Source organism: Acinetobacter sp. YH12112, assembly GCF_013418945.1.
Taxonomy (GTDB): Bacteria; Pseudomonadota; Gammaproteobacteria; order Pseudomonadales; family Moraxellaceae; genus Acinetobacter; species Acinetobacter indicus.
In genome coordinates this window covers 43,780-57,578 of the sequence record NZ_VPBA01000020.1, presented here as the reverse complement: position 1 = coordinate 57,578, position 13,799 = coordinate 43,780, and the positions used below count along the sequence as shown (strand labels likewise).

Below are 13,799 nucleotides of genomic sequence, written 5' to 3'. Positions count from 1 at the left end.
GAATTTGTTTGAAAGAAGAACTTTAAAAGCTTTATTTTCACCCGATAAAATACCCATAAAACAAGAGGAAGCTCAAATGAGCTTCCTCTTGTGAAAAATTGTGGGACAGCAATGATCTCCGGATGCGTTTTTTTGTGATTGAAGCAAACGTAACCAGCGGCTGTGCGCAGATTCATCTTCATAACAAAAACCAACATGCTGAAACCGAGCTTCATGGCTTACTAAAACTCGCAGTGATTTTTTTAAAACAGCAAAAAAGAGGGATGTACCATGAAATACTTGATGATCTTACTGGCGATGGGCGCCTTTGGTTTAAGCGCGTGTGATACGGCCAATGACCGTGATGGTGATGGCACCATGCTGAATCAGGACCGTGATGGCGACGGCCGTGCAGATGATTAAAGTCTTGCGGCCATCGACTCACCCTAAATGAATAAAAAAGGTGCCTCATGAGGCACCTTTTTTCGTTATCGACAAATATCGAATTGCGATTAAGCATTAAAACGCATGGATAAATCGACCGCTTTGACATCTTTGGTCAGAGCGCCCATAGAAATATAATCGACACCAGTGCTGGCCACTTCACGCAGGTTGGCAATGGTGATATTGCCCGATGCTTCCAGTTTGCAGCGACCGGCAACATGCTTGACTGCATCAATCATCTGTTGCTGGCTAAAGTTATCCAGCATCACGATATCGGCCTGAGCGTCCAGAGCCTGATTCAGCTCATCCCAGGTTTCAACTTCAACTTCCACCGGTTTGCCTGGTGCAATTTGATGGGCTTTGGCAATGGCCTGGGCAATACCGCCAGCGGCCATAATATGGTTTTCTTTAATCAGGAAGGCATCAAACAGCCCCAGACGATGGTTTTGGCCGCCGCCTACAGTGACCGCATATTTTTGTGCAATACGCAGACCCGGCAAGGTTTTACGCGTATCCAGCAGTTTGGTGTGCAGGCCATCGAGCTGTTTCACATATTCGGCAGTTTTGGTGGCCACGGCCGATAAGGTCTGGACAAAGTTAAGGGCAGGGCGCTCTACGGTCAATAAACTGCGCGCAGAACCGGCCAGCTTTAAAAAGGCTTCATTGGCTGCCACGCGATCACCATCCTGTTTCAGCCATTCAATCTGAACGCTTGGATCGTACTGCTGGATTAAGGCATTCACCCAAGGCTGACCGGCCAGCACCATGTCTTCACGGCTGATAATGGTGGCGGTGGCCTGTTCATCTTCCGGGGTAAGTAAAGCGGTAATATCTGCCTCGCCAATATCTTCCTGCAGGGCCTGCTGAATATTGATCTGGATAGATTGCTCCAATAAAGATTGTGGTATGCTCATTGCCTGTCCTTATCTCTTTACCCATGAAAATTGCGCGATATATTAGCACTGTTCGGCTGGCCCGATGCGCTTTTTCGCGGCTTTTTTGTCTGATTTGAGATTTTCAGCTGAAAGTTTTAGGATGGGCTAAATTTTTATACTGAAAAAAATATCAGGATCATTCTATGCAGCAGGCGGCTTCTTTTCAGGTCATCCAGGGACAGTTAAAAGGTGCGCGGCAGGTGCCTTCACCGAATTTTAACCAGCGTCCGCAGCAGACCGAAATTCAGCTGGTGGTGATTCACAATATCAGTTTGCCGCCATCACAGTTTGGCGGCGGTTATATCGAACAGTTTTTTCAAAACCGGCTGGACTGGTCGGCGCATCCTTACTTTCAGACCATTGAAGGGATGCAGGTCTCGGCGCATCTGCTGATTTTGCGTAGCGGCGAAGTGCTGCAATGTGTCAATTTCAATGACCGCGCCTGGCATGCCGGACGTTCCAGTTATCTGGCCAAGCCGGAATGTAATGATTATTCCATTGGTATTGAACTGGAAGGCAGTGATGATCTGCCCTTTGAAGCGATCCAGTATCAGGTACTGGCGGAAGTGGTGTCGGCCTTGCAGCAGGCCTATCCGAAAATCCAGCGTCATCTGGCTGGACATTCCGATATTGCCCCGGGGCGCAAGACCGATCCGGGACCTTATTTTGACTGGAGCCGGTTCCGGTCTTTACTGCGTGACTGCAACAGCAGGATAGAAGCAGCATCTTCATCAATTCATAACGAAACTTGTGCTTAGGTTTCTTTACAATAGCGGCTAAATTTTTATTTGGGTGGTTCCGATGGCGCTTTGGCGATCGACCTTTATTGTCAGTACGATGACCATGCTGTCCCGGGTGTTGGGACTGGTGCGGGATATTGTGTTATTAAATGTGTTTGGTGCGGGAAAGGATTTCGATACCTTTGTGGTGGCCTTTCGTATCCCGAACTTTTTCAGGCGACTGTTTGCTGAAGGGGCATTTTCCCAGGCCTTTATTCCGGTTCTGACCGAATATAAAACCAGCCGCACCCATGCCGAAGTGCAGATTCTGATTAGCCGGGTGTTTGGCTGTCTGGCCTCGGTGATGAGCCTGCTGACGCTGGCTGCCATGGTGGCAGCGCCGGCGGTGATGTACGTTTACGCACCAGGTTTCCATAGCGATCCGGAAAAATTTGCGCTGGCCACGGACATGTTCCGCCTGACCATTCCCTATTTGCTGTTTATGTCGCTGACCGCTTTTGCCAGCAGCATCTTAAACAGTTATGGCTCCTTTACCACGCCGGCCTTTGCACCGGTGCTACTAAATCTGGCCATGATTGCCGGAGCCCTGTGGCTAACGCCGTATATGGCCGAGCCGATTATGGCCTTGGGCTGGGCGGTGATTATTGCCGGAGCCTTGCAGCTGGCGATCCAGATTCCGGAATTATGGCGTAAAAAGCTGCTGATTCCGCCAAAAATCGACTTCAAGCATGAAGGCGTTGAGCGCATCATGAAGCTGATGCTGCCGGCCCTGTTTGGGGTATCGGTGACCCAGATTAACCTGTTGCTGAACACCATCTGGGCGTCATTTATGCAGGATGGTTCGGTATCGTGGCTGTACAGTGCCGAACGGATGACCGAGTTGCCGCTGGGCCTGATTGGGGTGGCAATTGGTACGGTGATTTTACCATCCTTGTCGGCGCGCCATGCCGAGCAGAATCAGGAAAAATTCCGTGGCATGATGGACTGGGCGGCGAAAATTATTGTGCTGGCTGGTGTGCCTGCCAGTATTGCACTGTTTATGCTGTCGACCCCAATTATTCAGGCCCTGTTCCAGCGCGGCCAGTTCACCTGGGAAGATACCCAGATGACGGCCTTGGCCCTGCAATGTATGAGTGCCGGGGTCATCGCCTTTATGCTGATTAAAGTCTTTGCTCCGGGCTTTTATGCCCAGCAGGATACCCGCACCCCGGTTCGGGTCGGTTTAATGGCGGTGGCAGCCAATGCCATTTTAAACGTGGTGTTTATTGGGCTGTTTAAACTGATTGACTGGGAAGCCGAGCACATGGCGCTGGCACTGGCATCTTCAGGTTCCGCGCTGGTCAATGCCGGTATGCTGTATTTCTATTTGCATAAACGCGATATTTTCCGTTTTGGCGGGCACTGGAAAAAACTGCTGTTCCAGTTTGGCACGGCCAATGCGGTGATGGTGGCTGCCTTGTGGTACGCTTTGAGCTGGTATAACGGTGATGTATCGCAGTGGATGCGCGTGCTGGAAGTTTTGCTGCTGTGTGTGGTGGGTGTGGCAGCGTATGCTCTTGGTCTGCTGGCCACCGGTTTCAGACCGCGTCATTTAAAACCTTAATCCGGTAGAGCTGAACACGAAAGATGTTCAGCTCCTATAAAAAAACCCTTTGAGACTCAACAGCTCAAAGGGTTTTTTTATAGGCTTTTATTGCACGATGCTGCTGCACGAGCAGCGCAAGCGTCTTTATTTATTGATCACTTCCAGCAGTTCGACATCAAAAATCAGGGTGCTGTTCGGTTCAATCGCATCGCCAGAACCAATCTGGCCATAGCCCAGATTCGCCGGAATAAAGAAGCGGTATTTGGCTCCTTCACGCATCAGTTGCAGCCCTTCGGTCCAGCCCTGAATGACTTGTGTGACCTGAAATTCAGCCGGTTGCTGACGCGCCATCGAGCTGTCAAATACAGTGCCATCAATCAGGCGGCCTTCATAATGCACGCGTACTTTGGAGCTGGCCTTCGGTTTTTTTCCGGAACCGGATTGCAAGACCAGATATTGCAGCCCCGATGAAGTGACTTTCACCCCATCCTTACGCGAGTTTTCTGCCAGAAAGGCCTTGCCAATCATGTCATTGGCTTCAGCGCGCTGTTTCAGCTCAATCAGCTGTTTGGCTTCGGCCTGCTTTTTGAACTGGGTCAGAATACGGGCCATGTCTTCATCGCTCAGGCTGGCTTGCTGGCCCAGTGAGGCGGCTTTTAAACCCGCCACAAAGGCATCCAGATCCATACCTTTTAAGGTGTCGACATTGCTGCGCCCCATTAAATAACCAAAGCTGTAGCCCACCTGCTGTTCAGTGGAGCTTTTGGTGGTCACCGGTTGAGCCAGTGTGGCCGCGCTACACAGGGCGAGGCCGAGCAGGGTGATCGTTTTTTTCATATTATGCGTCCCTAAACAACGAAGGAGAGCCAGGCTCTCCTTGTTTTTTATTTTACTTCAATCAGCTCAACATCAAAGATCAAGGTGCTGTTTGGTGGAATCATGCCCGGCACGCCCTGTTCGCCATAACCCAGTTGTGACGGGATATACAGCGTGGCTTTCGAGCCTTCTTTCATCAGTTGCAGACCTTCGGTCCAGCCTGGAATCACCTGGTTTAACGGGAACTCGATTGGTTCACCACGCTCAACCGAGCTGTCAAATACTTTGCCATCGACCAGTTTACCAGTGTAGTGTACTTTTACCACAGAGCTGGCCGTTGGCTGTTTGCCATTGCCTTGCTGGGTAATTTTATATTGCAGACCTGACGCGGTGGTTTGTACCCCTGCCTGTTTGGCATTTTCAGTCAGGAAGGCATCGCTGGCCGTTTGTGCCTGCTGGGCCTGATCAGCCTGTTTTTGTTGCAGTTCCTGCTGGAACTGTTCATAGGCCTTTTGTAATTCTTCTTCAGTATAGGCTGGCTGCTGACGCGCATGACCTTCACGGACACCAGTCACAAAGCTGTTAATGTCCAGCTCTGGTGGAGTTTGATGGGCAACTTCATAGCCTAATGCATAGCTGATTTTTTCAACCGCAGACGCATTTGCAGATGCTTTTGAGGATACAGTGGCAGGGTGTTGAGTTGCATAATAAACAGGAACAAGTGCAGCACCGCCTAAAATTACAGCAACAGCAATGGGTAAGGCTTTACTCATAGGTTTTCTCAAATCATTTTATCGTGTCAAAGCTGCTTTCATGTTAGCAGACTTTTTGAATCAAACCGCTGACATCAATCATTCGGTTTGGCTAATTAATATATGCGCATCGTTAAGCATATGCCATAACAGACTGAATATCTAACACATTTTTTATACAATCGGGGCCAGCCGCAGAGGTGGCCCAATTTATTCGTGAGTAATTGTATCTATTATAGATTTGGCTTCAAAGCAGATTAAAAATCTGCTTTCAGCACCACCCGGTAACGCGCCCGGCCAGCATGTAAATGTTCAATTGCCTCGTTAATCTGCGACATCGGGAATACTTCAACCTGCGGCGCCAGCTGTTTGCGGGCGGCAAATTTCAGTAACTGGCGCAAGGTCGATGGTGAACCGGTCGATGAACCTGTCACCGCTTTGCCACCACCAATTAACGCACCAGCCGAGACCTGTAACGGCTCTAAGGTCAGGCCCAGCATATGCAGCGTACCATTTGGTGCCAGGGCAGACAGATATACCGGCCAGTCCAGGCTGACATTCACCGTACTTAAAATCAGGTCAAACTTGCCGCGCTGGGCTTTCAGGGCAGCGCTGTCACGGCTATTCACCACATGATCGGCGCCCATGGCTTTTAACTCTGCGGTTTTCTCCAGGTTGGAACTGAAGGCCGTAATTTCACAGCCCCAAGCTTTGAGCAGTTTAATGGCAATATGCCCAAGGCCGCCAATTCCAATCACCCCGACATGATGCACCGCCTGAATCTGGTGCTTAATGATCGGATCAAATACGGTAATACCGCCACAGAGCAGCGGGCCGGCACTTTCCGCATCCAGATCAGCCGGTAAGGGAATGACCCATTGCCAGCCGGCGCGGACCTTATCGGCAAAACCGCCGGCATGTCCGACAATGGTGGCGACACTATCGCCGGTACATTGCACCTGCCGGCCGGACAGGCATGGATCGCAGTGCTGGCAGCTTTCTGCCGTCCAGCCAATGCCGACACGCTGGCCCACAGATAATCCTTTGGCTTCACTTCCTAACTGGACAATGGTGCCAATAATTTCATGCCCGGCCACCACCGGATAGACCGAAGAGCGCCAGTCATTGTTAATCACCGACAAATCGGAATGGCACAGGCCACAATATTCCACCTGAACTTCGACCTGATGCGGCAACAGTTCGCCAGCATCAAACTGATATGGCACCAGTGCTTCGCCGGGTTGCATGGCGGCATAGGCACGGATGGTAGTGTTGCTCATGATGAGTGCTCCTCGGCTAAAGGGGGAAGGGATTTAAAGGCGCAGTGATCTTCATGGTCGTTGACCATGCCGACGGCCTGCATAAAGGCATAACAGATGGTGGGGCCAACAAATTGAAAGCCCTGCTTTTTTAAAGCTTTAGACAGCGCCACACTGGCTGCAGTATAGGTCGGTGCGCTGCGATAATCGGGTACGGCATGCTGCTCGGGCTGATGATCGACAAATTGCCACAGCCAGTCGACCAGATTGATACCTTGCTGCTGCAGCTGGAGCCAGGCCTGAGCATTGGTGCGGATGGCTGCGAGTTTGGCCGGATGCCGGATTAATCCGCGATCCTGTAATTTGTCCTGCAAGGCCTGATCAGACAACGCGGCAATATCGGCAATGGAATATTGAAAAAAATGCTGACGGTAACATTCGCGTTTTTTGAGCACGGTAATCCAGGCCAGACCGGCCTGCTGGCCTTCCAGACATAGCATTTCAAACAGCTGCGCTTCATCGTGAAGCGGGCGGCCCCATTCCTGGTCGTGGTAGGCGATATAGAGCGGATCTTCGGAGCACCAGCCGCAGCGTGTTCGATCCATAGATGATGCTCCTGTACGGGTTTAAAGCTGGAAATGAACCCATTGATCCTGACGGTTATCCCAGTAAGACAATTCCGCCTGAGGCAGATCGGCAAAGGCAATCCAGACATCCTTGCCGGATTTATCGGCATAGCCGGTGCTGATCAGAAGTGCATCTTCAGTAATTTCCATGATCCAGCCCTGATGACTCTGGCCGTTCAACATAATTTTCTGTTGATTCCCGGATTCGGCAAATTCGACCAGTCGATTGATCAATGCTTCTGACATGTACACTTCCTAAAGCAAACTAACGTAAATAGGGATAGGGATTGACTGCACCGCGACCTTTGCCATTTAAATACAGGCCATAATGCAGATGCGGCGCGGTATGGCGGGCGTTGCCGCTATTGCCGACATAGCCAATGAGATCGCCTTTCTTGACATAATCTCCGACCTTCAGGCCACGTTTATGCCGGTCCAGATGGGCATAATAATGCCAGCTGCCGCCCGGTCCCAGAATCCATACCACTTTACCACCCAAATTGTTATTGCGTAAGTCGGCAATGAGGCCTTCGGTGGCGCTGTACACCTTGCTGCCGCGTGGCGCTAGAATATCAATGCCTTCATGTAGGCGACCGCGACTGCGTGACGCACCCCAGGTATCTTGCAAGTGTTGACGTTTGACGCCCTGTACCGGCACTGGCAAGCGGGTTTTCAGCGGCATGTGCTGCAGTTTTTTAACCATGGCCGGCGGTAGGGGTGCAGCAGATTTTTTCGGTGCCGAGGTACAGGCCGCTAGCAGAATCAGACTGAAGAAAACACAGCAGAGTGAAATCGAGCGAAGCACAGCATCTCCCTGATGATTATTATGTCGATGGTATTCGAATTCCAGTCTTTGACTATGTCATAAATCGGCGGCCGAGATCAATTTTTTCATGGCGGTCGGCAGTCCACGTGCAGTGGCCTGTGCCGGCGTCATCCATTCGGCGTCCAGCTCAATCGCCAGATGTTCCTGCTGGTCCGGCTCGACCGGAATTACACTGGCATCCAGCAGCCAGGTAAAGTGGGTAAAGCTGTGTGAAATCTGCAGCTGCTGTTGTCGCTGTTTCAGACCCAGACGCTGACAGAGCGCCTGAAACTGCGCTGGATCATCAATAATCGGCAGGCACCATAATCCGCCCCAGAGGCCGCTATTCGGCCGCTGCTGCCACAGCCACTGGCCATCACTGTGTAAGAGCAACACCTGGGTCTGTCTTACGGGTACGGCTTTTTTCGGTTTTTTAAATGGTAATTCGGCTTCTAGGCCCTGCTGGTGGGCCTTGCAGTGCTGCTGCATCGGGCAGTACAGACATAAGGGTTTTTTCGGGGTACAGATGGTGGCACCGAGGTCCATAATCGCCTGGGTGTAGTCATGATTACGCTCGGTCGGACACAGCTGTTCTGCCAGCTGCCACAAGGCCCGTTCATGTACCGGTTTGGACAGATCATCTTCAATGGCAAAAAACCGCGCCAGCACCCGTTTGACGTTGCCATCCATAATTACGCCGTATTGTCTGAGACCCAAAGACATCAGTGCGCCTGCGGTCGAGCGGCCAATGCCGGGCAGGGCCATCCACTGTTCCAGATTTTCCGGGAAATGTCCTTGCTGGGCCACTATGCCAGCCGCTTTATGCAGATTGCGTGCCCGGGCATAGTAACCGAGTCCGGCCCAGTACGGCGCCACTTCCTCCCAGGAGGCTTGGCCTAAGCTTTCCACATCGGGAAAACGCTGAATAAAACGCTCGAAATATTGCAGCACGGTTTTGACCTGGGTCTGCTGCAGCATGATTTCCGATACCCAGACTTTATACGGGTCATCGGCCACCTGCCAGGGCAGGTCATGGCGACCGTGTACATCAAACCAGGAAAGCAGGGCATGGGAAAAAGAAAAGGCAGACATGAGAACCGGAACTGTTAAGCAGTCGCCTAGTATACCCAAATCTTGCCGATGCAGCAGGCAATAAAAAAGGTGATGCCGCGGCATCACCTTCTGTTTTGGTAGCGGTAAGGCTTAGATGCTGCCGCTCATCCCCCAGCGTTGGTCCAGCTTGAGGATTTGACCTTCATAGCGTGGAATAATATGGATATGCAAATGCTGCGATGGGCTGCCAAACACATCGCCATCGTTAAAGCCGACATGAAAGCCCGCCGGTTGATGGCGCAGCTGTAATTCATTCCGCGCCAGTTCCAGCAGCGACATCAGGCTTTTACGTTCTTTGTCGGTAACATCAAAAAAAGAACTGACATGACGTAGAGGGATAATGACACAGTGGCCTTTAGACAATGCGTTCGGTTCGGGTAGAATCACGCCATAATCATTTTTGGCAATGACATCATATTCATCAAAGTTGCAATATGGGCAGTCTTGTTCGGTCATTCTTCTATCCTCTATTCAAATTCATTAATCTTTTTCAATATATATGGCCTCATGCCAGAATCAGGCCAAACGGCGTTGTAATAATTGGTACATGGCATCCAGGCTTTGCTGTTCTGCTACCGGGCTATAGCCGAGGTCGACGCCATTGGCTTTGGCACGTTCATCGGCCAGCGGGTTACTAAAGCCGTGCTTGGCATCTTCAAACACAATCACGTCATGTTCTACCTGGGCGGCGTGCATTTCTTCACGGAAGCTGGCCACATCATCCAGCGTTACCATGCTGTCCAGTTCACCATGCAGCACCAGAATTTCTGCCTGTACCTTGCCTTCCTGCGCCGGTTCTCTGGCCGCCAGAATGGCATGGAAAGTCGCAACGGCTTGCAGGTTGGCGCCTGAACGGGCCAAACCCAGCACCACTTTGCCGCCATAACAGAAGCCAATGGCTGCCAGTTTAGCCTGATTTACTTCCGGTTGGGCAGCTAAAGTGTCCAAAGCCGCAGACGCACGAGTCACAATTGTATTCGGGTCTTCAAAGGTCTGGCTCATCCACTCATTGGCCTGGGCAGCCGTGGTGGTATTTTTCTTGTCGCCATACATATCAATGGCCAGGGCGGCATAACCATGTTCTGCCAGTTCGCGGGTACGCTGTTCAATATATTCATTTCGGCCCCACCATTCCGGTGCCACAATCACACCCGCGACTGGTGCATCGGTTTCGGGTGCAGCAAAATAACCAACCAACTGGCTACCATCTGCCGCCGTATACTGAATTTCGCGAGTTTTGATTGCTAAAGTCATGCGTCCAATCCTTGTGTTTTTTGAAATAATTCGATTAAAACATAAAAATGAGACAGCGGTTTGAAAAACATTTCAATGGGCCTAAACAAATGTGAGAAAATATTTTTAAGTTATTTTTCAAAGAATAATCTGTCTGTATCTGCTGTCGGTCTAAACACAGGCATAAAAAAAGAAGGATTTGCATCCTTCTTTTTTGTGAGGGTCAGGGTATAAGAAACTATACCTTGCCGCGGGACAGGAAACCGACAATTGCCAGAATAACAGCAATAACCAGTAGAATGACCGCGAAATCTTTAGATAAACCAGCGACACCACCGAAACCGAGTAGACTGGCAATAAGTGCGATTACAGCGAAGATAATGGCCCAACGAAACATAATTTTTCTCCATGTGTTTTTATACTTCTTGATCAAGTATAGGGGCAAGTCGCTGATTTGATTGTTTTGCTTTTGTTTATTAAGTGTTCAACTATTTATTTAAGTCTATGATTCTATTGTATCTATGACATAGCACATGCTTTTGTAGAAGACTGTTATAATAGACCGGTTATTTTGTAGTGTTGTGCATCATGTCTGATCAGCTTCGTCCCCAATTCTGGAAAAATTATCCGTTAACAGCCTTAACCCAGGCAGAATGGGAAGCGCTGTGTGATGGCTGCGGCTTATGTTGCCTGGTTAAACTGGAAGATGAAGACAGTCATGAAGTCGCTTACACCAAAGTGGCCTGCAAGCTGCTGGATTGTACGACTGCCCGCTGTTCGGACTATCCGAACCGGCAGCAACAGGTGCCGGACTGTATTCAGCTGACGCCGGAAAAGCTGGACAGTATTCACTGGCTACCGCCAAGCTGTGCCTATCGCCGTTTAAAAGAAGGTAAAAACCTGCCGTCCTGGCATTATTTAAATACCGGTTCACGTCAGAGCGTGATTCGCGCCAAAAAATCGGCCGCTGGCCGCTGTATTTCTGAAACGGAAGTCAATGAAGAAGAAATAGAAGACTATATTGTGCGCTGGGTACGTTAAGTTTTTAGGCCGTCTATATCTTTAAGAGCAAAATTGGCGATTTAAACCTGATAAAACAACTGCCGACACTCAGGCTGAGTTTCCCGCAGCAAGCGCTAAAAAATCGGCTATTGAAATACTGCATTTTGCCATAACATAGTACACTCAGCCGCAGCTTTGTACAGAAAACCTTCTATGTCAGACAGCCATATTCCACTTCCTGAACGTTTGCGCCCGCGCGATCTGTCGCAGATTATCGGTCAAGATCATCTTCTGGGTGAGCAGGCCCCGTTACGCCAAATGATTGATCAGGGCCATTTGCCCTCAATTATTTTCTGGGGACCACCAGGCGTTGGAAAAACCACCATTGCCTTGTTGCTGGCGCAGGCGGTTGATCGTCCTTTTGTCAGTCTGTCTGCGCTCAATACCGGGGTTAAGGAATTACGTGAAGTGATTGCCGATGGCGGCGATTTACTAACGCCGGTGGTGTTTATTGACGAGATTCACCGCTTTAATAAATCCCAGCAGGATGCCTTATTAAATGCGGTCGAGAAGGGCAAAATTACCCTGATTGGTGCCACCACGGAAAACCCGTCTTTTGAGGTAAACAGTGCCTTGCTGTCGCGCTGCCAGGTCTATACCTTAAATGCACTGAGTGCCGAGGCCATCCAGCAGCTGCTGACCCAGGCGGTCCAAAGCGATAGCTTCTTAAAAGAACGTTATATCCAGATTGAGGAATTTGAAGCGCTGGTGCAGTTTGCGGCGGGTGATGCACGTAAGGCACTCAATTTACTTGAACTGATTGCCGGCACCTTTGAGCCAGACACAGAAAACAGCATTAACAATGCCCTGGTTGTGAAAGTGGCGCAGCAGAATATTGCCCGTTACGACAAATCTGGTGAGCAGCATTATGATCTGGTCTCGGCCTTTATTAAGTCGATTCGTGGCAGTGACCCGGATGCAACCTTGTACTGGATGGCGCGCATGCTCAAGGGTGGAGAAGACCCGCTGTTTATTGCGCGGCGTATGCTAATTGCTGCCTCGGAAGATATTGGCAATTCCAATCCGAATGCCTTGTTGCTGGCCGGTGAATGTTTCCGCGCAGTGCAGGTGATTGGTATGCCGGAAGCGCGGATTATTCTGGGCCAATGCGCAGTCTATCTGGCCACCAGTGCCAAAAGTAACAGTACCTATCTGGCCATTAACAAGGCGCTGGACTTGGCGGAAAAAACCGCCAATTTGCCGGTACCGTTACATTTGCGCAATGCACCGACCAAGCTGATGAAAGAGCAGGGCTACGGGGTGGATTATCTGTACCCGCACAATTACCCGGAGCATTTTGTACTGCAGGATTATCTGCCGCCAGAATTAAAAGGCACCAAGCTGTATGAATCGGCGCGCAATAAACGTGAAGTCGAAGCCGAGCGTTTACAACAGCGGCGCTGGATGCAGCAGCAACAGCAGCAATAAAAAAAAGCCCAATTCAGAGGGATGAATTGGGCCAAACTGGATGTTAGATTGGGAGAGAACATCCGCGAGGATTAACGAAACTGATCGGCAGCCACTGTAAAATTTACTATGTGTTGCCTATGTGCTTAAGCATAGGCCAAAACGGAAAAGATGTGAAAACGATCATTTTTATAAGTTGAATTTGTTTTTTCGATTGAAATAAAAAAACTCAGCCAATAAAAAAACCGGATCAGCTGATCCGGTTTTTTATCGTTCATCTTGGAGATGATCAGATATTGTCGAGGTTGATGCCTAAACGTGCCGCAACTTCTTCATAGGCTTCAACCACGCCGCCTAAACCTTGACGGAAACGGTCTTTGTCGAGTTTTTTCTTGGTGTCTTTGTCCCATAGACGGCAGCCGTCTGGAGAGAATTCATCACCCAGCACGATACGGTCGTGGAACACACCAAATTCAAGTTTGAAATCGACCAGAATCATGTTGCCGGCATCAAACAGGGCTTTTAGTACATCGTTAACTTTGTAAGTCAGTTCTTTCATTTGTGCCAGCTGCTCAGCAGTCGCCCAACCCAGCGCAATTGCTTGAGATTCATTGACCATTGGATCGCCTAAGGCATCATCTTTAAAGAACAGTTCAAATGTTGGCGGGGTCAGTTCCTTGCCTTCTTCGACACCGAGGCGACGGCAAAGAGAACCAGCTGCATAGTTACGGATTACGCATTCAACCGGAATCATGCTCAGCTTTTTCACCAGCACTTCATTTGGGGTCAGCAGTTTTTCAAAATGCGTTTCGATACCGGCTTCAGCCAGTTTTTCCATAATAAAGGCGTTAAAACGGTTGTTCACCTTACCTTTACGATCTAGTTGTTCGATCTTTTCGCCATTGAACGCAGAGGCATCGTCACGAAAGACTAAAATCAGGTGGTCTTCACTATCTGTGGTATAAACAGATTTCGCTTTACCAGTATAGAGCAAGGTTTGTTTTAACATGAGGGAACCTTTTTCAGAAAAAAATGCCTAGTAA

18 protein-coding genes are annotated in these 13,799 nt (G+C 49.8%); 5 read left to right on the top strand and 13 right to left on the bottom strand.

Features of this window, described 5'->3' with window-relative positions; translation table 11 throughout:
- Positions 1-182: hypothetical protein (locus FTU50_RS15365; RefSeq protein ID WP_218951740.1), on the bottom strand; the 182-nt coding region annotated here is incomplete at its 3' end.
- Between the two features lie 88 nt (positions 183-270).
- Here FTU50_RS15365 and FTU50_RS15570 point away from each other — a divergent pair.
- Positions 271-402 carry a hypothetical protein gene (locus FTU50_RS15570; RefSeq protein WP_005180959.1) on the top strand — a complete coding sequence of 44 codons (132 nt, stop codon included), beginning with the start codon at positions 271-273 and terminating at the stop codon, positions 400-402.
- An 89-nt stretch (positions 403-491) separates the two neighbouring features.
- On the opposite strand, the gene nadC is transcribed toward FTU50_RS15570, so the two are convergent.
- Positions 492-1,337, bottom strand: a complete 846-nt coding sequence (nadC, locus tag FTU50_RS09085) for a carboxylating nicotinate-nucleotide diphosphorylase (protein WP_016658688.1) — start codon at positions 1,335-1,337, stop codon at positions 492-494.
- A 164-nt stretch (positions 1,338-1,501) separates the two neighbouring features.
- Between nadC and ampD the strand changes: the two genes are divergently transcribed.
- Both ampD and murJ read left to right on the top strand, forming a co-directional pair.
- Entirely contained in the window at positions 1,502-2,116 is a 615-nt protein-coding gene (ampD, locus tag FTU50_RS09080; RefSeq protein WP_016658689.1) for a 1,6-anhydro-N-acetylmuramyl-L-alanine amidase AmpD, read from the top strand.
- Between the two features lie 43 nt (positions 2,117-2,159).
- Positions 2,160-3,701: a murein biosynthesis integral membrane protein MurJ gene (murJ, locus tag FTU50_RS09075; RefSeq protein WP_218949096.1), complete on the top strand. Its 1,542-nt coding sequence runs from the start codon at positions 2,160-2,162 to the stop codon at positions 3,699-3,701.
- A 126-nt stretch (positions 3,702-3,827) separates the two neighbouring features.
- Here murJ and FTU50_RS09070 read toward each other — a convergent pair whose 3' ends face one another.
- From FTU50_RS09070 to FTU50_RS09025, 10 genes are all read right to left on the bottom strand, one after another.
- On the bottom strand, positions 3,828-4,520 hold the full coding sequence (locus tag FTU50_RS09070; protein WP_104472308.1) for an FKBP-type peptidyl-prolyl cis-trans isomerase: 693 nt from the start codon (positions 4,518-4,520) through the stop codon (positions 3,828-3,830).
- A gap of 47 nt (positions 4,521-4,567) precedes the next feature.
- On the bottom strand, positions 4,568-5,272 hold the full coding sequence (locus FTU50_RS09065; protein WP_005180950.1) for an FKBP-type peptidyl-prolyl cis-trans isomerase: 705 nt from the start codon (positions 5,270-5,272) through the stop codon (positions 4,568-4,570).
- Between the two features lie 236 nt (positions 5,273-5,508).
- Complete coding sequence (locus FTU50_RS09060; protein ID WP_180046847.1) at positions 5,509-6,531, bottom strand: NAD(P)-dependent alcohol dehydrogenase; 1,023 nt, start codon at positions 6,529-6,531, stop codon at positions 5,509-5,511.
- Complete coding sequence (locus FTU50_RS09055; RefSeq protein WP_104484361.1) at positions 6,528-7,115, bottom strand: DNA-3-methyladenine glycosylase I; 588 nt, start codon at positions 7,113-7,115, stop codon at positions 6,528-6,530. The genes FTU50_RS09060 and FTU50_RS09055 overlap by 4 nt, the downstream gene beginning before the upstream one ends.
- Positions 7,116-7,136: 21 nt before the next feature.
- Complete coding sequence (locus tag FTU50_RS09050) at positions 7,137-7,382, bottom strand: hypothetical protein (protein WP_005180946.1); 246 nt, start codon at positions 7,380-7,382, stop codon at positions 7,137-7,139.
- Between the two features lie 19 nt (positions 7,383-7,401).
- A complete protein-coding gene (locus FTU50_RS09045) occupies positions 7,402-7,941 on the bottom strand; it encodes a M23 family metallopeptidase (protein WP_104513161.1) in 540 nt (179 codons plus the stop codon).
- Between the two features lie 57 nt (positions 7,942-7,998).
- Positions 7,999-9,033 (bottom strand): A/G-specific adenine glycosylase, encoded by a 1,035-nt coding sequence (gene mutY / locus FTU50_RS09040; protein WP_180046849.1) that lies wholly within the window; start codon positions 9,031-9,033, stop codon positions 7,999-8,001.
- A 111-nt stretch (positions 9,034-9,144) separates the two neighbouring features.
- A complete protein-coding gene (locus FTU50_RS09035; RefSeq protein WP_005180943.1) occupies positions 9,145-9,510 on the bottom strand; it encodes an HIT family protein in 366 nt (121 codons plus the stop codon).
- A gap of 60 nt (positions 9,511-9,570) precedes the next feature.
- The gene (locus tag FTU50_RS09030) at positions 9,571-10,308 is read right to left on the bottom strand and encodes a dienelactone hydrolase family protein (protein ID WP_180062688.1); all 738 of its coding nucleotides are present in this window, start codon (positions 10,306-10,308) and stop codon (positions 9,571-9,573) included.
- Positions 10,309-10,525: 217 nt separating this feature from the next.
- Positions 10,526-10,684, bottom strand: coding sequence for a DUF1328 domain-containing protein (locus FTU50_RS09025; protein ID WP_005006601.1), 159 nt, complete (start codon positions 10,682-10,684; stop codon positions 10,526-10,528).
- Between the two features lie 191 nt (positions 10,685-10,875).
- Between FTU50_RS09025 and FTU50_RS09020 the strand changes: the two genes are divergently transcribed.
- Positions 10,876-11,328 carry a YcgN family cysteine cluster protein gene (locus FTU50_RS09020; protein WP_016658695.1) on the top strand — a complete coding sequence of 151 codons (453 nt, stop codon included), beginning with the start codon at positions 10,876-10,878 and terminating at the stop codon, positions 11,326-11,328.
- 174 nt (positions 11,329-11,502) lie between these two features.
- A complete protein-coding gene (locus FTU50_RS09015; protein ID WP_104484357.1) occupies positions 11,503-12,777 on the top strand; it encodes a replication-associated recombination protein A in 1,275 nt (424 codons plus the stop codon).
- A gap of 268 nt (positions 12,778-13,045) precedes the next feature.
- Here FTU50_RS09015 and purC read toward each other — a convergent pair whose 3' ends face one another.
- The gene (gene purC / locus FTU50_RS09010) at positions 13,046-13,765 is read right to left on the bottom strand and encodes a phosphoribosylaminoimidazolesuccinocarboxamide synthase (protein ID WP_005180935.1); all 720 of its coding nucleotides are present in this window, start codon (positions 13,763-13,765) and stop codon (positions 13,046-13,048) included.
- Positions 13,766-13,799: the final 34 nt, after the last annotated feature.